The following is a 20,345-nucleotide window of genomic DNA, read 5'->3' on the forward strand; positions in this document are numbered from 1 at the left end:
ATGGGTGAGACGATCGAGTGGCAGGAATGTGAAATTGATGCCAGCCAGGGAATGCAGATTCCTCCGGTGCACGATAACCTGGTCACAGCTTTGTCAATCGATCTGGAGCGGGGGACACTCATTCTGAAGACGCGTTATCAGCAAATGAATCAATGTGAAGAACTGACAGTCTTACGCTTTTCCGGAGTACTGACGCATCATTTTAATCACGTCATGGTTCCGAGTATTCTATTTGATGTGGAATGCCAGACCATCCCGACACTTCTGAACGAGTGGGAATGGCTGTTTCTCAAACAGAAAAATTATGGGTGGCCTCTCTCCTCCTGGAAAACAGTTTCAGAGCTGGAGCAGCAGCTGAGCGAACGGGGACTCAAAATGTACCGAGTGAGAGGCAGTTGTGGGCTCGACGGGTTTGTGATGGCAGAAAAAGTGGAATTTCAAATGCAGACCCTCGATCGAGAAAACCTGCCGGGAATTGATTGATCGGAGAGGGGAGATTTGCTCACGAGACTCCTGAGAAAATTAATCTTTGGGAGCAACCAGAACCGCTTTTGGTTTCTTTTCTGGAGTTTTTGGGAGAGTCTTTTTTTCCTCGATCACTTTACTTAATTCCATGACTCTGGCTCTGACTTTGGGGTCTTTCTTCCAGCCGGTTTTACTAGAGAGTTCAAGTAACTCCCGCATGTTGTCAGACATAGGCTGGACGTTGGTTATTCTGGAACTCAGGGGCATACCATCGACGTCGACCTGTATTTCCTGGCTTGTCAAATACATAACCGAGATCAGGAAAACAAACAGTCCAACGCAGAGCGTTACGGGCCCGTAAAGCAACGAATTCAGCAGGACGATGACACGCGAAAGCATGATACACCTTCATTAAAGTGAATGAATTGGATGTGCCTGCAGGATTTATAAGTCTTGGGTCTGTTTTTGATTTCGAATGAAAATGAACAGACTGAAGCGTATTTCGCTATCTTAGTTTGATTCAGAATTCTGATGTGTGAGGGTTTTGATTTTTATTAAGTTTAGGAAGTCCTATTGCATAGACAACGATTAGTATGTTTTTATTTGTGAATATTTGGAAATTCATACACTGATTCATACTTTGATGAGAAACATACATAAATTGCTTACCCAGGCTGTTTTAGGGCCCGGATGCGATACAACCAGCTTTCGCATCCCGTGCCGTCGGTACGACTTCCGTCGCGGAAGGCACCGATTTTTTCGACGGCGCGCTGGGAGCGGAGATTGTCGGGGCCGATGAGGAAGATGACGGAATCGACAAAGCGGAAGGCGTGCTGCAGCATGAGCCGTTTCATTTCGCCGTTATAGCGACCGCCCCAGTGAGAACGAGCCAGGAAGCTCCAGCCGATCTCGATTTCAGAGGCGGCGGGGTTGTAACCGTTAAACCGCGAGGAACCTATGACTGTTCCCGTGCTGTTATCAATCGCGACTAATGCACCTCCTGATGCCAGGGATTGCTGAAACAGTTTTTGAAATACGGGTTCCTGATAACGCGTGCGGGCAGGGTGCTGTTCCCAGAGGAGTGGGTCTGAGGCGACAGCATACAGAGCGGCAAAGTCAGCAGGCTCAAGGGGACGCAGCTGAAGCAGTTCGCCTTGGAGTGTGGGTTGCAGATCGAATGTCATGGGGCTGGCTTCTGCTCAAAATGACTGGCTGGCCGGGACTGGTATCAAACCGATTTTAATATCAGTCGTCAGTAAGAGGAAATAGAGCGGAACAGGTTCGTTTAAAATTTGATTTTTCGCTGACACGAAAACAGGGGACGCTTTGTAACAGGTGTCGGAGATTCATCTGAGTGACTGGAAGTGCTTTCTGTAAAATGGATGCAGCGTGTGTGTTTGTTTGATTTGAACACTGAGAAAACCCGGGATTGATCCAGGAGTGCGGAATGAGAGTTTTTGATCCAGTGATTTTTGTGTTTTCGTTGAGACAATGGAATCATCTTCAAAGGCGTGGCGGAGTCAAGCAGGATCTCAGAAAATTGACTGGCGATAAAGGTGTGACAGGCTGCGATGGCATGGTGATCGAATGACGAAAGCTGTGTCATCGTGGGGCGAAGTCTGTCGATAACCGGGGATTTGATGTTCAGTGTGATTCGCAAAAGTTAACGAAACGAGAGGGTTTTATAGTGATGACATGATAGTGGTTCGAGCGTGATCACCATGCTGATTTTTTTTCTCGCGCGCGCGACGCAGAAATCAAAGATTCTCCAGCGGCGCGAACCGGTCAAGTGGAATCTGACCAGAGGAAATTCAGACCGGTACACAACAGGACCACTGCGATAGATTCAGGGGGTATCTGAGTAATGCTGGTAGACTGTCTATCGAAGTGGAAATGTTTTTTAACTGTCCGGGTTGTTGGAGCCGGAGATGACTTTCGTGAGATCTTTGCCAAGGATGGATGGGCACCAGTGACGTTCGATGTGTTCGATGATCATTTCCGTACCACGCGCGTGGCTGACATAAGGGCGGTCGCGGGGATCGTAGAGGGCGTCGGTCAGGTCTCTGCAGAGCACGACGTTTTTATCAAGGTATCTCATCTGGCGAATACCGAACGGCCTGCCAAGAACACACATGTTGGTGTGCACGCCCATGATCACGATGTTCTTCCGCTGTTCCTGTTCGAGGAAATTAAAAATCTCCTGCCCGTTGGCACTGATGACATCGTAGCCGATAATTTTGATCGCCGGGTGTTCGTGGCGGTCGGTATTCTTTTTGTAGTCGGCGATCGGATCATCGCAGCCACGAATACTGGATTCAGTAGAGCGTTGCACCGTGTCGTCAACCGGGAGCGGTGGTTCTTTCTCAGGATTGAGGTAACACCAGCTTTGAATGGGAACTGGTGGTTTGGATGGTTTGGCTTCCTTGATGCGCTGGCGGTACGGGGTGTCCTCATAAAGTTGAATCCCACCGCTGGGAGCATGAATGATGGCGACACCCTGATCGCGGGCTTTCGAGATGACCTCGTTCATCCGAGGCGCCATGCGGTCCACTCGCTGTGCTGCCAGTTTGCAGGGATGATCGGCCCACATGTCGCAAATGATGATGGCAGTTTCAGAAGCGTTCCACTCGGTCTTCTCGGTCGTAGCGGGTGCACCGTTTTCTTTGCCACGTTTACGGAGCGTCACAGCGAACTTTCCGGGAACCGGGGGAATGGACCGGGAAGATTGACTGGTTTCTTCGGCCAGCAGAGTATTGAGCTGGGGGAGCAGCGCCCCTGCCGTGCAGCCCTGCAGCAGTGTTTGCAGAAAACGTCGTCGGGGTTGTGGGGAAGACTTGTGCATGGCGGTTCCTTTTCTCGTCAAAAAATCGAGCGGTCCAGTCTGTATTGTGAGGAGGCTGGCAAATCAATTCAATGTGAATCCAGTATGAAATCGATTTCATCAGCAGAAAGTGTTTTAGAGCTGGACTTTCCTTTGCCCCGGCGGAGTCGCATAATAAAGGGACAGCGCCTGGACCGTTGTGGAATTCACAGACCAGAAACCGGGATTTAATTTTATGTTTTTACGCCTTTGTCCGTTACTGCTGATACTGATCAGTTCGATTGTTCTCCTGCCAGCGAAAGTTTCCGTCGCAGATACACCGCGTCAAAAATCGTCTGCTGCATTTGAGTTGAAAGCAGGGGATCGAATTGTTTTTATCGGGAATACTTTCGCCGATCAGTTAAGGCTGAATAATTATCTGGAGACCCTGCTGACCTCGCAGGCGGCGGTGCCTGGTTTGACATTCCGGAATTTGGCGTGGTCGGGGGATACGTTGAAGCTGAGGCCGCGGCCTTTGAATTTTGGTTCGCTGGACGATCACCTGAAAGCACAGCGGGCTGATGTGATTATCGCCTGTTTCGGAATGAATGAGTCGTTCGACGGCGAAGCAGGTCTGGCCGACTATACCGAGGCGTGGGAACAGTTTCTGCAGCATCTGGCATCACAGAAATACAATGGCAAATCGGCACCGCGGGTGGTCATGATTTCTCCGATCGCACATGAAAATATGGGCCCCCCGTTACCAGATCCTGTCGAACATAATCAGAGTCTGGCGAAATACACACAGGCAATGCAGTCGGTTGCGGAGCGACACCAGATTCCGTTCGTGGACCTGTATTCCAGGTCGAAAAAAATGATGCAGGAAAACATCTCTCAGAAACTGACGCGAAACGGAATTCACTTGAATGAATATGGGTACTGGGCAATCAGTCATTTTGTAGCGGAACAGCTACTGGGACGGAATCTGGAAAGTCCCTCTGTTGTAATCGACGTTTCGCAGAAACAGATCGAGGCCACTCATGCGAAAATCAGTGGTTCGAAATTTCAACCGGATCAGATCGAATTTACGCTTCAGGCGGAATCGCTGCCGCTGCCTCTACCGCCCAAAGTTTCGATCCCCGCCAGTGAACTACTGGAGAAACAACCTCGACTGACGGTTAAAAACCTGCCGGCGGGGAAGTATCGACTGCTGGTGGATGGGACTCAGGTAACAGAAGCCCGGCATTCTGACTGGGCGCGGGGTCTGCTGTTATTGAATCTGCCGTCCCAGGAACGGGTCCGCGATCTGCGGTCTGATATCGATCGGAAGAATGAACTGTTTTTCTATGTGTATCGGGCACACAACGCGGAGTATGTGTTCGGGCGTCGCACCAAGCCATTCGGGGCGGTTTCTTTTCCCCCGGAAATGGAAACGTTCGGTAGACTGATCGAAGCCCGTGAAGCGACCATTAAAGCAGAGGCTCGACCATTAGAGGAAACGAAGTGGGGACTGTTTCGTGTCGATTAACGCATTTCTTACAGAGCACGACAATATTTTTATTTGATTATTCAATCTTCTCAGATATCAGAGTGAATCATGTATCAACGATCAATCCTGGCAAGTGTTGCCTTTGTTATATCTATCGTGAGTCTGCTGCTGTGGAACGAAACTGACTGCATCGCTGCCGGGCAGGATCAACCTCACGTCGTGTTTGTGGTGGGAACCACACATAATTTGCCGCGCAATACCATTCCCGCGTTCGCCAGACGACTCGAACAGCATGGCTTCAAAACGACGGTTCTGCTTCCTGAGAAAACGGGGGAGAAAGAGAACCAACGCGAAGAAGTCACCGGGCTCAAAGTTTTGAAAGACGCGGATGTCGCGGTGTTTTACCTGCGATTTCAGCGTATGGCGCCGGGTGAGTTTGCCCATCTGCACAATTATATTGAGTCCGGAAAACCGGTGATCGGACTGCGAACGAGTACACATGCCTTTGACTATCAGAAAGGGCTTCCGCTCGAAGAATGGAACCAGGGGTTTGGGAAACGGGTACTGGGTTCTGAGTTTCTGTTTGATCTGACAGGTGAGACTGTGGTCGAACATATTCAGAAGCATCGCGATCACGAAGTTCTGAACGGTGTGGCGGCGAAATTTCTTGATCCGGGGACTTTGTATCAGGCGAACCCACCCGCGGATGCGACTCCGTTACTGATGGGGACCGGTAATTCCAAACGAAAGGGGATCTTCAAGAATCAGTTTGGTACCTATGAGCTGACCGGCGAGATGAGCTTTCCCGTGGCCTGGACGTGGAAAAACGAATGGGGCAGCCGGGTGTTTACGACCACGCTGGGCGTCGAACGATCGTTTGGTCTGGATGCCTTTAATCGGCTGTTGATTAACGCGGTCCACTGGTGTCTGGAGAAACCGGTGGGGACGACTCCCGAGCGAATGGCCGTTGCGAACTCGGCCCCCAATCTGAAGCGACCGTTTGAACTGACACAGGATCATTCTCCCGAAGCCGAGCGGAAAACGTTTCAAATGTTGCCGGGGTACGAGGTGAATCTGTTCGCAGCCGAGCCGATGCTGGTCAATCCGATCCATATGACCTGGGATCCACAGGGTCGTCTGTGGGTGATCTGTTCGACCTCCTATCCGCAGGTCTCACCGGGTGAGAAACCCAACGATCAGATCGTGATTCTGGAAGACACCGATGGAGACGGACGCGCAGACAAGTCCACTGTTTTTGCAGATGGCCTCTACGTTCCTACGGGACTGGAACTGGGAGACGGAGGCGTTTATGTTGCCAATGCTCCGGATCTGTTGTTCCTGAAAGATACAAACGGTGACGGGAAAGCCGACCATCGCGAAGTCATCCTGACCGGATTTGCCACGGAGGATAACCACCACTCTATCAGTGCCTGGCGCTGGGGGCCGGGAGGCTGGCTGTATTTCCAGGAAGGGACTTTCATGCATACACAGGTGGAGACTCCCTATGGAACCGTCCGTCTGGAAAACGGGGGTGTATTTCAGTTTCAACCACGTACGCTCAAGTTAAAAGTGTTTGCGGATTATCGTGCTTCGAATCCGTGGGGCCATATGTTTGATGACTGGGGTCAGTCCTTTGTGATTGATAACCCACGACTTTATTTCAGCGCGCCGCTGACCGCCAACAGTCGTGCCAAGCTGGCTTATGACGCCAGCGGTGAAGGAACCAAACAGTGTGGCGGCGAGTTCGTGGCGAGCAGTCATTTTCCGCCGGAAGTGCAGGGAGAAATCTGGACCAATCAATACAAGTCACATGTGGTGGCCCGCTATGAAGTCTCGGATGATGGTGCCGGCTATACGATTAAGGGGCTGGACCCGTTGATTCAATCCAGCAGTTCTTACTTTCGACCTGTTGATCTGAAGATGGGCCCGGATGGCGCAGCGTATATTCTGGACTGGTATAATCCACTGATCGGCCATATGCAGCACAGTTTCCGGGATGAACGCCGCGATACCACACACGGCCGCGTCTGGAGAGTCACTCACAAATCACGCCCGCTGGTTGAACGTCCGCAACTGACGGGAGTGCCACTCACGAAAGTCGTTTCTCATTTACGCGATCCGGAAAGCTTTACCCGTCAGCAGGTGAAACGGGTTTTGTACGATGCCGACCAGCAGCAGGCGAAGCAGGCTCTGGATGAATGGCTGCTGACGCTGGTTCCCCAGGAACCGAATTACGATCACCATCGGCTCGAGGCACTCTGGTGTTATCAGACCATTGGTGTGGTGCATGAAGAATTGCTGCGTGATCTTCTGCAGGCAAAGGATGCCCGGGCCCGCGCTGCCGCCATGCGGGTGCTGCGGTACTGGCAGGCGGAGATTAAGAATCCGCTGGAACTGGTGGAGGCCGCGATCCACGATCCGCATCCGCGTGTGCGACTGGAAGCTGTTCTGACAGCTGGCTATATTCCCGATCCACGTTCGGTCACGATTGCCGTCAAAGCGATCGACGCGCCCATGGATCGTTATCTGGAACACGCGTTGAAGTTGACCATCGACGGGCTGCAGTCACAATGGCTGGAACCTCAGCGACAGGGAAAAGTGACATTCGAAAAACCGGCTCATAAGAATTATGCGTTGGCGAATCTGCTGTCGAATGAATCGATCGATGTGATTATCGATCTGTTGAACGCGGGCAGTATTGATGCCAATCTGTTGCAGGGGCCGGCTCAGACAGTCGCCGAACGAGCGAATGCGAATCAGCTGGAACCACTGGTGTTGAGTCTGGTGGAAGTGACACGAGAATACAAAACGCAGGGGGGGAAGGGAATTTCACCGGAAGCGTTGAGTATTTTATTGGATGCCCTGGATCGAGCCGCCCGGGAACGGGGAGTGATTCCCCATGGAAATATTGGTTCGATGTTGAGTCGCTCTGCTGTGGTACCAGGCTTACCGGTTCAAAAATCAGTGGCCCGGTTGATTGGATCCTGGAAACTGACGCGCGAAGGGAAACGTCTGCAGCGAGAGATTAATGCCGCAGATTCAGATTTTGAGGTGAAACAACTGGCTGCAGAATCGCTGGGCATGCTGGGAGATGCGGCTTCTCTGAAGTTTCTGAAATCACTGGCAGAGTCGAAGAAATCGATGAATCAGCGACTGCTGGGCGTTTATGGTCTGGCGGCCCATGATCAGAAACAGGCGGCAGGATTGTTGTCCAACATTCTGAAGGATGACCCCAAAGAGGAAGATCCTGCCTGGTTCCTGCAGGCGTTTACACTGCGCAAAGGGGGGGCTGAGATTCTGGCGGATGCATTGAAAGGGGCATCGATTCACCCACGGGTTAATTCACAGATCAGGCAGGCTCTGATTGAAACAGGAGAAACCAGCCAGGCGTTGATCGATGTATTCGGGGGAGCGGTGATGCAGGATTCGCTGGAAGCACAGCTCCTGAAAGAGAACGTACTCGAACTGGCGACCGCAGCTCGCGAAGAAGGTGATGCCGCGCGGGGTGAATTAATTTTCCGACGCAGCGAGCTGGCGTGCATGAAATGTCACAGTATTTCCAATGCCGGTCCGGTACTGGGCCCCGATCTGGCGGCCATCGGATCCAGTTCGCCGCCGGACTATATTGTCGATTCATTTCTCCGTCCGTCCAAGGTCATCAAGGAGTTTTACGAGAGCATCATGGTCGTGACCGACGAAGGTCGCGTGTATACCGGAATTATGGTGGTACATGATGACACAAAAGTCGTGCTCAAGGATGCGGCCCATCAGGGAGAACTGGTGACGATTCCCGCAGAACAGATCGAACTCACGAAGAAGTTGCCGTCATTGATGCCTCAGGGACTGGCGGGCAAGTTGAAAAATCGCCAGGAATTTCTGGACCTGGTAAAATTCGTGACAGAGCTGGGACGTCCCGGTCCCTATGCGACGAGTGTGGCACAGGTGGTGCGGCGCTGGCGCGTTCGGGGAGCGGATCAGGCTTTGACTGCAGAGCAGATGCAGGAATTCAAAACACTGGCTGATACAGGCGTCGCCGCCTACAGTATGGTCGACGGAACGCTGCCGACTGCTGATCTGAATTTAGAAAAGCCGCTGACGCAGGCAATCGCTTTTGTGGATGTGACTCAGGCAGGCAACGTGCAGTTGAAACTGAATTCTGTGAAAGGGCTCAAGGTCTGGCAGAACGGATCACCACTTCCAGTCGAGGAGTCGACGCAACTGGTTCTGCCGACCGGTCGTAATCAGTTGACGTTTGAAGTAGATCACAGCCTGCGTGGCGAATTGGGATTGCGCGTCGAATTTCAGAAAGCCAGTGTATCCCCCGAGGGCCGCTTCAAAGTGGTAGGCGGGCCCTGAGGGAAATCTGGCTTACTTCAATCCTGCTGTGTGGTACGTTTGAGCCATTCGCCACAGAGTTTTGGCCAGCCTGAAACAGGGTTTTCGGAAGGACGCATTCCGTAGCCGTGCCCCCCTTTGGCATAGAGGTGCAGTTCGGCATCAACTTTCGCGTCTTTCAGATCGCGGGTGTAGTTGAAGGCGCTGTCGACCAGACGACGGTCATCGAGGGTTTGAACGATAAACGCGGGAGGTGTTTTCGCATCGACTTTGATCTCGGGGGCGGACTGTTTCTTATCGTCGTCTTTGTAAATGTAAGCAGGGTAGATGAGGACCGTGAAATCCGGACGACAGCTGAGCTGGTCGGCTTCGTCAATCGCTGCGTAATTGCGTTTCTCATAGTTGGTAGAAAGATTGGCTGCCAGATGACCACCAGCGGAAAAACCGAGTACGCCGACTTCATTCGGGTTGATGCCCCACTCTTTGGCTTTGCTGCGGACAATACCCATGGCACGTTGTGCATCTTTGAGAGCCGCCTCACGTTGATTGCCGGGCACCGTATATTTGACAACGACTGCATGAATGCCGAGCGAATTGAGCCACTCGGCAATCTCAGTTCCTTCCAGGTCATACGCAAGAATATTGTATCCGCCACCAGGGAAGATCACGACGGCCGGCGCATTCGGTTTGGCATCGGCGGCTTTATAGAATTCAATTGCCGGCCGATTGACTTTGGTAATTCGAATGATGTTGCTGTATTTGATTTCGTCATCACTTTTATCCAGCAGCGGTCGGTCCGGCCAGATAGCGACGCTTTCGGTTGGTTCAGGAGTTTCGATGGGCGCCGCTGCGAGCGAGAACAGAGCGAATACAGTAAGGTAAAGATATTTCATCATGGTGGACTCCGAACAGCTGGGTCTGACGATTATTTGAATTGAAAACGAATCTACTCTACGAAATGATAACCTGCAGTAAAGAATGATTAAAGCAGTCAGAAATCGGAATTTCGGGAGAAGATCGAGTTAATTTCAAGATGCTGAAAAAACGTTCTTGCATTTTTTCGAGAAATCGCCAGACTTGATTTTAAGATCCTTTCTGATTGGGCATGTCATTTCAAGTATGTCTTCTTTCTGTGACTGAAACAGATAATGCATAAACTGAAACGGGAAACAGTTCTCTATCTGGTCATTGCGATTTTTATCGGTGCGATTGTCGGTGTGGGAACATTTACCTTTGGTTATGCTAAAGGCGCCTCGTATCTCAAAGCAGATTCGCAATCCTGTGCAAACTGTCACGTCATGCAGGGGCACTTCGATGCGTGGGTCAAGTCGTCCCACGGAAAATTTGCTGCCTGCAATGACTGTCATTCTCCCCATGACAGTGCCGCTTCTGCTTACTACTGCAAAGCCCGCAACGGCTTCTTCCACTCTCTGGCTTTTACAACCGGTAATTTTGAAGAGAACCTGCGCATCACTGATTATAACCGGCGGGTTACCGAACAGGCTTGTCGGAACTGCCACGCGGATCTGGTGCATCAGATCGATATTCGAGCGGTTGGTGAATTTAAACAATCGCAGGCGGAGAATCTGGAGTCGAATGCCTGTATCCGTTGTCACTCAACAGTAGGGCATGATACCTGAAGCACAACAGGTCAGAAGCGAATCAAACTGACTGGATTAAAATATGAATCAGAAAAAATCTTCGATTTCGTTTTCGACGCTCCTGCTCGTCGCGCTACTTTCGGCTATCATCTGCTTCGGCATGGTACTGCTGCTGACAAATATTTTTGAACGTCAGCAGGAAGCCAGAACCACTGTTTTGAAAGTCGTTGATGTGGACGATAACACATCCGATCCTGCGGTGTGGGGGCAAAATTTTCCGCTGCAGTATGATGACTATCTGAAGACCGCGGACATGATTCAGACAACGTATGGAGGGAGTGAAGCAATTCCCCGGACTCCCACCGATGAAGATCCACGAGACCTGGTTTCCCGGAGTAAACTGGAAAGTATTCCACAATTAAAACGCCTCTGGGCAGGTTACGCTTTTTCCAAAGACTATCGGGAAAAACGGGGGCATGCCTATATGCTAGCCGATCAGATTTATACAGAGCGTCAGAAGGTCGGTCAGCCAGGAACCTGTATTCACTGTCATGCATCGACATATGTTGTAATGAAGGAGCTAGGTAAGGGAGATATCCTGGCCGGTTTTGAAAAACTGAATTCCATGCCCTACATGGAGGCTAAAGAACATGTGAAACATCCGGTAGCCTGCATCGACTGCCACGAACCGGAAACGATGGCACTGCGGATTACGCGACCTGCCTTTATGGAAGGCATAGCGGCTTACAAGAAATCTCAAGGCGTTGAAGATTATGACGTCAATCGCGATGCGACGCGTCAGGAGATGCGGTCGTATGTCTGTGGTCAATGTCATGTTGAGTACTATTTTAAAGGTGATAAAAAACGCCTGACGTATCCATGGACGCAGGGACTGACAGTGGATGCAGCATATGCTCATTACGAGGATACGGGATTTAAGGACTGGACTCATGCGGAGACGGGGGCACCCATGCTGAAGGCCCAGCATCCGGAGTTTGAACTCTGGTCACAGGGAATCCATTCCCGCGCTGGTGTGGCTTGCGCTGACTGTCATATGGCTTACAAACGAGTGGGGGCGATGAAGATCAGCGATCATCATATTCGCAGTCCTTTGCTGAATGTAAATGCATCCTGTGGGACCTGTCATAAAACCGGAGACCAGGAGTTAATTGCACGTACTGAAACGATTCAGGCACGTCATCAGAAACTCGTGAAAATCGCTTTGGATGCGGTAGTCGAATTGATTGATGACATCAAAGCCGCTGAAAAACAGGGGGTGAGTGAAGAAAAAATCAAAGCCGCCCAACAGTGGCAGCGTAAAGCTACATTCTATGTGGACTACGTGGAAGCAGAAAATTCCTCGGGATTTCATGCGGGACAGGAAGCTGCACGAATTCTGGCGGAATCGATCGATTATTCACGCAAGGGGCAGAATGCGCTGCGAGAATAAAGTTACTTACTGAGAACCGAATCGGGTATTTCAGACCGTAATGGCTAATTTTCTTGATCCCCGATTGCTGGCGGGTTAGGATGATGGTACTGCTTCTTACCGCGATCAGAGCCATCTGAATTCGCAGTCCTGCTCACCTGAAATCCGGAAAGCCCTCCTCATGCATCGCATTTTGCTCAGTCTTGCTTTTGTGTTCAGCCATGGTCTGACTTTACTGGCAGCGGAGCCTGCTAAATCGGAATCGCCCGAATGGAAGGCGGGAGCCGCGTCTGCCAGAATTACTCCCATACAACCCTTGCACATGGCAGGCTATGCCGGGCGTAAAGAACCAGCAGAGGGAACCGAACAGGATCTGTTTGCGAAGGCATTGGCAGTCGAAGATGCTGCAGGGAACCGGGTCGTTTTTCTGACCTTAGATCTGATTGGCGTGACCGAGCAGTTACGAGCGGATGTGACCAGTCAGGTTCAGGAGCAATTTCAACTGCCCCCACAATCACTGCTGATGAATGCCTCACATACACACTGTGGTCCTGCCTACAGTCGGGACGATGCGAAAGAATATTATGATGTTCTTGTTCCTACACTCGTAAAAACCATTGGCACGGCACTGGAAAAAATGCAACCAGCCCGTTTGAGCTGGTCGGCAGCACGGTGCTCTGTCGCGATGAACCGTCGCACGCCGACAGCGACCGGTTATCGGAATCATCCTAATCCGAATGGACTCGTGGATCATCAGGTTCCCGTATTAAGAGTGGATGATGGCAACGGAGAATTGAAAGCCGTGATGTTTGGTTATGCCTGTCACAATACGACCATGGGATTTCGCAAGTGGCTGGGGGACTATGCCGGATTTGCACAGGAGTATTTCGAGAAGGATCACCCGGGAGTGACGGCGCTGTTTATGATGGGCTGCGGTGGCGATCAGAATCCATATCCCCGCAGTGAACTGCACTATGCCCACAGGCATGGTCGATCACTGGCAACTTCAATTGAAGCGGCGTTGGAAGTGAATCAGCGAACTCCACTGCATCAGCGCGTGTTACATGGCCCATTGAAAACCGCTTACGGAACGGTAGAACTGGAGTATCTGCCTGAGAAGAAACGTGACCCCTGGAACTATCCGGTTCAGGTGATTCAGTTTGGAAACGACCTGACGCTGGTGGCATTGGGGACTGAAGTGGTCGTGGATTATTCACTGCGGATCAAGCAGGAACTGTTTGAACCCGAGGGACCTGCCATCTGGGTTGCCGGTTATTCGAACGTGTATTCGGGCTACATTCCCAGCAAACGGGTTCTGCTGGAAGGGGGCTATGAAGCGAGCCGCCCTTATAAGCCGGATGTCGAAGAACGAATTATCGGCAAGGTGCTGGAACTGGATGCAGGTCTGAAGACCGAGGATAAGAAATAACGGTTGTTCATACGAAAGTCGTTTCTCTTGTTGAGTTTCCATCAGTAGTTTCATAAGATGATAATTGATAAGAGATCTTTGATGTGAGGCTGCTGGTTTTCTCTCAGAGGAACAGCCAGTCCATTTTCTTTCCGGAGAGATCAGATGCTTCCGGCCTGTCGCTGTAATCTGCTGGGAATCGTTGTTGCCTGCATTTCGCTGCAGTTGTTCTTCACCAGTGAGGTTACCGCTGCAGAGAAATCGACGCCGGGTCTGGAACTCTTTGAGACAAAAATTCGCCCGGTGCTGATTGAGCACTGTTACGAATGTCATTCTGCAGCAACCTCGATTGTCAAAGGGGGATTGCGGGTTGATAGCCGTGATGCGATTCGTTCCGGCGGAGAAACGGGTGCAGCCGTCGTGCCTCACAAAGTGGATGAGAGCCTGCTGCTGGAGGCGTTGAAGCACGAATCATTCGAGATGCCTCCCGGCAAGAAACTGTCTGATGAGGTCATCGCTGATTTCGTCAAGTGGGTGGAACTGGGAGCGCCGGATTCGCGGGATCGGGCACCGACAGGGGAAGAGGCTGCCTCCCTCTCATGGAAAACGATTTTCGAAAAACGACGCAAGTGGTGGAGTCTACAACCACTGCAGTCTGCGAAGCCTCCTGTTCTAAAAGAAAACAACTGGTCGACTCAACCCGTTGATCGGTTTCTGCTCGAAAAGCTGCGTGAAGCAGAGTTACATCCTGCGCCTGTTGCAGAGTCAGAAGTACTGGCTCGCCGTCTGTCTTTTGTGTTGACCGGACTTCCGCCTGCGCCGCAACTGGTCAAACAGTTTGCAGCAGATGCGAAACAGAATCCCGAGGCTGCCTATGAGAGACTCGTCGATCATCTGCTGGCTTCACCGCATTATGGGGAGCGATTTGCCCGGCACTGGATGGACGTGGTGCGTTACACCGATACCTACGGCTATGAATGGGATAATCCAGCGAAGGGATCGTGGGAGTATCGCGATTATCTGATTCGGGCCTTCAACCAGGATGTGGGTTTCGATCAGCTGATTCGTGAGCAGATTGCCGGCGACCTGCTGCAGCAACCTCGCATTGATGAAATCAGTGGATTCCAGGAAAGCCTGATCGGACCGATGTTTTATCATATGGGAGAGCATCGGCACGGAGACAGTGTAGATTTCAACGGCATTCATCAGGAGATGATCAATAATAAAATTGATGCGTTTTCCAAAGCGTTCCTCGCCAGCACAGTGGCTTGTGCACGATGTCATGACCATAAACTGGATGCGATTTCGCAGCGGGATTACTATGCACTGGCGGCGGTCTTTATGACGCCCCGCTGGACGACCCGCGTGATTGATGCACCCGGCAGGCAGGATGCAGTGATTGAGGAACTCAAACAACTGCGACATCAGATATATCAGGAACTGAAACCAGTCTGGAAGACGCAGGCAAATCAGTTTAAAACGGAACTTCGTCAGGCAGTCAGTGAGAATGCGGACAGCCCGCGTGCCCGGCTCTGGCGAGAAGTTCTCCAACTGGATGCAGATCCTTCGAAAAAACAAGCTGAATTGAAGTCAGGCGAAATTGCCTACCCGGCACAGCGTCTGTTAAGTCTTTCACAACCAGTCGATCTGCAGAAATCGTGGCGCGAATTATCGGAAGAGTGGCAGGTCGCTAGCGAGACACATCGGCGGGACAATCAGCAGCGGTTTGAGTTTGTTACACGTTTTGAAAAACCAGGTTTTCCTGACGGCTGGCAGACGGAAGGAGAAGGAATACGCCATGGTTACGTCAGTGATGGCGTTCCTCTGATTTCTCTGGAGGGGGAGCGAGTCGTACAGCGTCTGTTGACTCGTGGTTATCATACACATGCTTTGTCTTCGAAGTTACCGGGGGCGATCAGGCCCCCTGCAGAACGGGATATTCCGGGTAAAATCATTAGTCTGAATCTGGCAGGGGGGGAATGGAGCGGCTTTCTACGCGTTCCCGATAATGCCTTTCAGACTGAGAACGTCATTTTCCTTGATCGGGAACAGACTCAGTGGCAGACTTTTGCCGACCGACCGCTGGTCAACGGAATTCAGCGGCTGACACTTGAAATTGCCACCAGCGACCTGAATCCCGATTTTCCGCCACGAACGGGAAAGACCCGAGCGGGTGGCAAGCTGCTGCCCGCTGACGATTTTGGGTTTGAGAAACGGAGCTGGTTCAGCGTGACGGGCATTGTCTCGCATGACTCCATGGGAACACCAGCGGATGAGCTGGATTGTTTTGCTCCGTTGTATCTCATGACGGTTCCCGGAGACCGGGGGGAAGCCTGTGATCGAATCGGTGACTGGTTGTCTTCCGCCGTGCAGCGCTGGAGCGTTGATCAGGCGACGACGGCTGACGTGGAACTCATCAACTGGTTGCTGGAACGGAAGCTGTTAAATAATACACCTGAAGCAGATTCGCGGCTGACAGAGTTACTCACGGAATATCGAAGAGTAGAAGCACAGATCACATTTGCCCGTACGGCCAACAGCATGGATGAACGTGGAATGACTTCTGCGAAATACCCATTGAATGTTCGCGGGAATGTCGACGAACTGGGGGCGCTGATCGAGCCCGATTTTCTGGAAGTATTTGCAGGGCGGCACGCAGTCCGACGGAGCCAGGGAAGTGGCAGACAGGAACTGGCCGAATTTCTGGTTAGCCCGGATCAACCGTTGACAGCGCGGGTTTATGTGAACCGGGTCTGGCAGTGGATCTTTGGAGCCGGTCTGGTACGAACGCCGAATGATTTCGGGCATCTGGGAGCCCGGCCCAGCCATCCGGAACTGCTGGATTATCTGGCGCGAGAATTTATCGATGATGGCTGGTCAACCAAACGTCTGATTCGCAGACTGGTGATGACGCAGGCTTTTCATCAGTCGGGTTACGTGACTGAGGCAGCGCGGCAAAAGGACCCGGATAATGTTCTATGGCAGCATTATCCGACCCGGCGGCTGGAAGCGGAAGCAATTCGTGATACGCTGCTGGCTGTATCAGGACGACTGGACCGCCGGCTGTATGGTCGTCCGATCGATGCGCCCCGTTCCAAAGAAGATGCCTCCAAACGACTCTTCAGTGGTCCGCTGGATGGAGAAGGGCGACGTTCCATTTATTTAAGAATGTCGATTATGGATCCGCCCCGGTTTCTGGTGGGCTTCAATTTACCCGACCTGAAACTGCCGACCGGGAAACGGGATGTGACGAATGTACCTAATCAGGCATTGATCCTGATGAACGATCCCTTCGTGAAAGCCCAGGCCGATGAGTGGGCAACACAATTGCTCAAACAACCTGCTGACTCCATTCAAGATCGCATCCGTCAGATGTTCCGAAAGGCTTATGGACGGGAACCGGTTCAAGAGGAACTCAATCGCTGGTCTGATCTCGTATTCGAACTGGGGGGCAGCCAGGACGAACCGTATCTGCTGACAGACTCGCGTGTCTGGCAGCAGATGGCACATACCCTGTTTAATACAAAAGAATTTATTTATTACAGGTAAAACCATGCGACGACAAAACAATTCCTGTGGCTGTCCTGGTTCCCTGGCTGCGATGAACCGACGTGGTTTTCTGCAAACCAGCAGCGCGGGTTTCGGCTGGCTGGCATGTACTGGATTAATGGGAAAACCGTCCCTTGCGGCGTCAGAGAACCAGATCCCCCAGTTCGTTGCGCCTGTGAAAAACGTAATCTTCTGTTTTATGGATGGCGGGCCGAGTCATGTTGATACCTTTGATCCCAAGCCGGCACTGAAGGCTCATGAAGGGAAGGCAATCGGCAAAGAGGCGGTTTCAAAACGCTCTCAGTCGAACGCCAGTCGAGTCTGGCTGGGAAGTCCCTGGGAATTTCGCAAGCGGTGTGAGAGCGGTCTGTGGGTCAGTGATCTGTTTCCCCATCTGGCATCGATTGCAGATGAGTTATGTGTTGTGCGTTCGATGGTGGGAGAACTTCCGCTGCATGGCCAGCAGAATCTGTTATTGCACACGGGGCGTATCATCGGGCAGGCTCCGAGCATGGGGGCCTGGGTTTCCTATGGTCTGGGGACAGAAAATAATAATCTGCCTGCTTATGTCGTCTTAAACAATGACTGGGTTCCCAATGGGGGGCTGGAAAATTTTGGCAGTTCCTTTCTACCCGCCACCCATCAGGCCACACAGGTGCGGGCCAAGGGGAGTCCTGTCGATAATATTCAGCCGGGAGATCCACTTGCTCTGCAGAAGCGTAAACTGGCGTTACTGGCAGAACAGGATTTCGCCTTTGCCACACAGGCTTCAGAGTCTTCACCCATAGAGAGTGCTATTGCAAATTATGAGACGGCATTTCGAATGCAGACCCTGGTTCCGGAAGTCGCAGATATTTCCCGAGAACCTGAATATATCCAAAAAGAGTATGGCGTTGATTCGCAGGATGAGCATCAGCATTATTATGCGACCCAGGCGATCAGGGCACGGCGACTGGTCGAAGCGGGGGTTCGATTTGTCGAGATTACCTGTCCCAGTTTTGACAGTAATAATTCGCCCTGGGACCAGCATGGATTACTGAAACAGAATCATGAGAAAAATGCGCGGATCACAGAGCAATCGGTTGCGGCGTTAATTACAGATTTAAAACGGCGCGGTCTGCTGGATGAGACACTCGTGGTCTGGGCGGGAGAAATGGGTCGCACACCTCATACACCCAGAGTTACTGCGACCTGCGGACGCGATCATCATGTGAATGGTTACAGCCTGTTTATGGCGGGAGGGGGTTTCAAAGGGGGGATCGCTTTTGGTGAGACTGATGAATTCGGGAACAGTGTTGTGGAACATCCGCTGACGATTCACGACATTCATGCCACGATTCTACATCAAATGGGAATCGATCATGAGACTCTCACCTTCCGTCATGGCGGCAGGGATCACCGATTGACTGACGTGCACGGGCATGTGATTCGGGAGATCTTAAGCTGATTCGACGAGAACGTTAAGTTCACGTTAATAGCTTGCGAAGCTCTTATTTTTGACAGACATAACAGTTGTCTGCGATCTGGGTCGCTTTTAGAATAAATTGATCAGTGAAGTATCATCCCGCCATTTCAGATCGTTCACCTACTGTTCGTGATTTCAATCCTCACTTATCCTTCCTCGCACTTTTTGCTCAGCACAGGTAGATTCAAATATGTTCGATTACAAACGTCTCCAGGAAGCAGTCAGATCAGAAAATGGCGTCAGCCGACGTTTATTTCTCTCTTACGGGGCGGCACTTTCTACTCTGCCTTTCATCGGGCGTGCCAGCTGGGCAGATCCTTCTCCCGTATTTCAGAAAGATCCGTTCAGCCTGGGGGTGGCTTCCGGCGATCCTGATTCCAGTAGCATCATTTTATGGACGCGGCTGGCTCCCGAACCACTGGCTCCTCATGCAGGTATGGGACCTCAGGCGGTTGCTGTCACATGGGAGGTTGCCGATGACGAAGGGTTCACGAAACTGGTTGCATCAGGAACTGCTCAGGCTACGCCTCAACTGGGACATACCGTGCATGTGGAAGTGAAAGGACTGCAACCCGATCGCTGGTACTGGTATCGTTTTCAGGCCGGGGATGCAAAAAGCCCTGTCGGGCGAACACGGACGATGCCTCTCGAGTCAGAAATGCCGGAACAATTGAAGTTCGCGTTCGCTTCATGCCAGCATTATGAGTCGGGTTTGTATACCGCTTATGAGCAGATGGCTCAGGATGATCTGGATCTGGTGTTTCACCTGGGAGACTACATTTACGAAAGAGAGAACCGCAATAAAAAAGCGATCCGTGCTCATTTCGGGCCTGAAATCGAAACGCTGGAGCACTATCGCACCAGACACTCTCAGTATCGTTCTGATCCGCTCCTGCATGGTATGCATGCAAAATGTCCGTGGATGGTGACCTGGGACGATCATGAATTTGATAACAACTGTGCCAACGATATTTCTGAAGAATCACAGGTCGATCCTGTCGATTTTCTGTTGCGTCGCGCCAATGCCTATCAGGCGTATTATGAAATGATGCCGCTCAGGCCACAGTCTCTTCCCCAGGGACCTCATATGCAACTCTATCGTCAGGCCTCGTTCGGTCGTCTGGCGGATTTCTTTGTACTCGATACTCGTCAGTACCGTACCGATCAGCCTAATGGAGACAAAAAGTCGCCAATCAATGATGCGGCGCTGGCTCGTAAAAATACATTGCTGGGAAGTCGCCAGCGACACTGGCTGCAGTCGAGACTGATTTCATCCGATGGGGTCTGGAATGTGCTGGCACAGCAGGTGATGATGGGCATGGTCGGATTTCCGCAGAAAGAAGGCCCACTCGCCTATTCGATGGATCAATGGCCTGGTTGTACTTATGAACGGATGGGGCTGGTTCAGTTCCTGGGGGATCGTCAGATTTCCAACCCGGTCGTATTGACGGGAGATATTCATTCCAACTGGGTGAATAATTTACGAGTCGATGATCGTCAGACAGAAACTCCGGTGATCGCTACCGAATTTGTAGGGACATCCATCACCAGTGGTGGAAATGGTGTTGAAAAACGCAAAGGACATGCTGAGATCCTGTCAAATAACCCCTGTATCCAGTTTCAGAATTCCGAACGTGGATATGTACGTTGTACTTTGACTCCGCAGAAATGGACAACCGATTACATGGTTGTGGATGATGTAACACGACCTGGTGGTAACGTCAGCCGGCGTGCTGCATTTGTTGTTGAAGCCGGTCAACCGGGAGCACATCCAGCCTGATCTGAAGCAGATTTGAACAGACTG

At 51.5% G+C, this 20,345-nt stretch carries 14 protein-coding genes; 10 read left to right on the top strand and 4 right to left on the bottom strand.

What is annotated here, in order from left to right:
* Complete coding sequence (locus tag ACN0YN_RS08835; RefSeq protein ID WP_417384638.1) at window positions 1–483, top strand: hypothetical protein; 483 nt, start codon at window positions 1–3, stop codon at window positions 481–483.
* 39 nt (window positions 484–522) lie between these two features.
* Here the strand turns inward: ACN0YN_RS08835 and ACN0YN_RS08840 are convergent, their stop codons facing one another.
* Window positions 523–864, bottom strand: coding sequence for a hypothetical protein (locus tag ACN0YN_RS08840; RefSeq protein WP_417384639.1), 342 nt, complete (start codon window positions 862–864; stop codon window positions 523–525).
* A gap of 266 nt (window positions 865–1,130) precedes the next feature.
* Complete coding sequence (locus ACN0YN_RS08845; RefSeq protein ID WP_417384640.1) at window positions 1,131–1,649, bottom strand: GNAT family N-acetyltransferase; 519 nt, start codon at window positions 1,647–1,649, stop codon at window positions 1,131–1,133.
* A 263-nt stretch (window positions 1,650–1,912) separates the two neighbouring features.
* Here ACN0YN_RS08845 and ACN0YN_RS08850 point away from each other — a divergent pair, with 263 nt between their 5' ends.
* Window positions 1,913–2,056, top strand: a complete 144-nt coding sequence (locus tag ACN0YN_RS08850) for a hypothetical protein (RefSeq protein WP_417384641.1) — start codon at window positions 1,913–1,915, stop codon at window positions 2,054–2,056.
* A 309-nt stretch (window positions 2,057–2,365) separates the two neighbouring features.
* On the opposite strand, the gene ACN0YN_RS08855 is transcribed toward ACN0YN_RS08850, so the two are convergent.
* Window positions 2,366–3,307 carry a protein-signal peptide and transmembrane prediction gene (locus tag ACN0YN_RS08855; RefSeq protein ID WP_417384642.1) on the bottom strand — a complete coding sequence of 314 codons (942 nt, stop codon included), beginning with the start codon at window positions 3,305–3,307 and terminating at the stop codon, window positions 2,366–2,368.
* A 214-nt stretch (window positions 3,308–3,521) separates the two neighbouring features.
* On the opposite strand from ACN0YN_RS08855, the gene ACN0YN_RS08860 reads away from it, so the two are divergent.
* Both ACN0YN_RS08860 and ACN0YN_RS08865 read left to right on the top strand, forming a co-directional pair.
* Window positions 3,522–4,793 (top strand): SGNH/GDSL hydrolase family protein, encoded by a 1,272-nt coding sequence (locus ACN0YN_RS08860; protein WP_417384643.1) that lies wholly within the window; start codon window positions 3,522–3,524, stop codon window positions 4,791–4,793.
* Window positions 4,794–4,862: 69 nt separating this feature from the next.
* The gene (locus ACN0YN_RS08865; protein ID WP_417384644.1) at window positions 4,863–9,110 is read left to right on the top strand and encodes a PVC-type heme-binding CxxCH protein; all 4,248 of its coding nucleotides are present in this window, start codon (window positions 4,863–4,865) and stop codon (window positions 9,108–9,110) included.
* A 17-nt stretch (window positions 9,111–9,127) separates the two neighbouring features.
* On the opposite strand, the gene ACN0YN_RS08870 is transcribed toward ACN0YN_RS08865, so the two are convergent.
* Window positions 9,128–9,985: an alpha/beta hydrolase gene (locus ACN0YN_RS08870; protein ID WP_417384645.1), complete on the bottom strand. Its 858-nt coding sequence runs from the start codon at window positions 9,983–9,985 to the stop codon at window positions 9,128–9,130.
* A gap of 252 nt (window positions 9,986–10,237) precedes the next feature.
* Here ACN0YN_RS08870 and nrfH point away from each other — a divergent pair, with 252 nt between their 5' ends.
* The 6 genes from nrfH to ACN0YN_RS08900 all read left to right on the top strand — a co-directional run bounded on the left by nrfH (window position 10,238) and on the right by ACN0YN_RS08900 (window position 20,321).
* Window positions 10,238–10,729 (top strand): cytochrome c nitrite reductase small subunit, encoded by a 492-nt coding sequence (gene nrfH / locus ACN0YN_RS08875; protein ID WP_417384646.1) that lies wholly within the window; start codon window positions 10,238–10,240, stop codon window positions 10,727–10,729.
* 43 nt (window positions 10,730–10,772) lie between these two features.
* A complete protein-coding gene (locus tag ACN0YN_RS08880; RefSeq protein WP_417384647.1) occupies window positions 10,773–12,140 on the top strand; it encodes an ammonia-forming cytochrome c nitrite reductase subunit c552 in 1,368 nt (455 codons plus the stop codon).
* Between the two features lie 160 nt (window positions 12,141–12,300).
* A complete protein-coding gene (locus tag ACN0YN_RS08885; protein WP_417384648.1) occupies window positions 12,301–13,548 on the top strand; it encodes a neutral/alkaline non-lysosomal ceramidase N-terminal domain-containing protein in 1,248 nt (415 codons plus the stop codon).
* A 144-nt stretch (window positions 13,549–13,692) separates the two neighbouring features.
* Entirely contained in the window at window positions 13,693–17,076 is a 3,384-nt protein-coding gene (locus ACN0YN_RS08890) for a PSD1 and planctomycete cytochrome C domain-containing protein (RefSeq protein ID WP_417384649.1), read from the top strand.
* 4 nt (window positions 17,077–17,080) lie between these two features.
* Window positions 17,081–18,523, top strand: a complete 1,443-nt coding sequence (locus ACN0YN_RS08895) for a DUF1501 domain-containing protein (RefSeq protein WP_417384650.1) — start codon at window positions 17,081–17,083, stop codon at window positions 18,521–18,523.
* Between the two features lie 208 nt (window positions 18,524–18,731).
* A complete protein-coding gene (locus ACN0YN_RS08900) occupies window positions 18,732–20,321 on the top strand; it encodes an alkaline phosphatase D family protein (protein ID WP_417384651.1) in 1,590 nt (529 codons plus the stop codon).
* Window positions 20,322–20,345 lie beyond the last annotated feature (24 nt).

The organism is Gimesia sp. (genome assembly GCF_048260065.1).
GTDB lineage: Bacteria > Planctomycetota > Planctomycetia > Planctomycetales > Planctomycetaceae > Gimesia.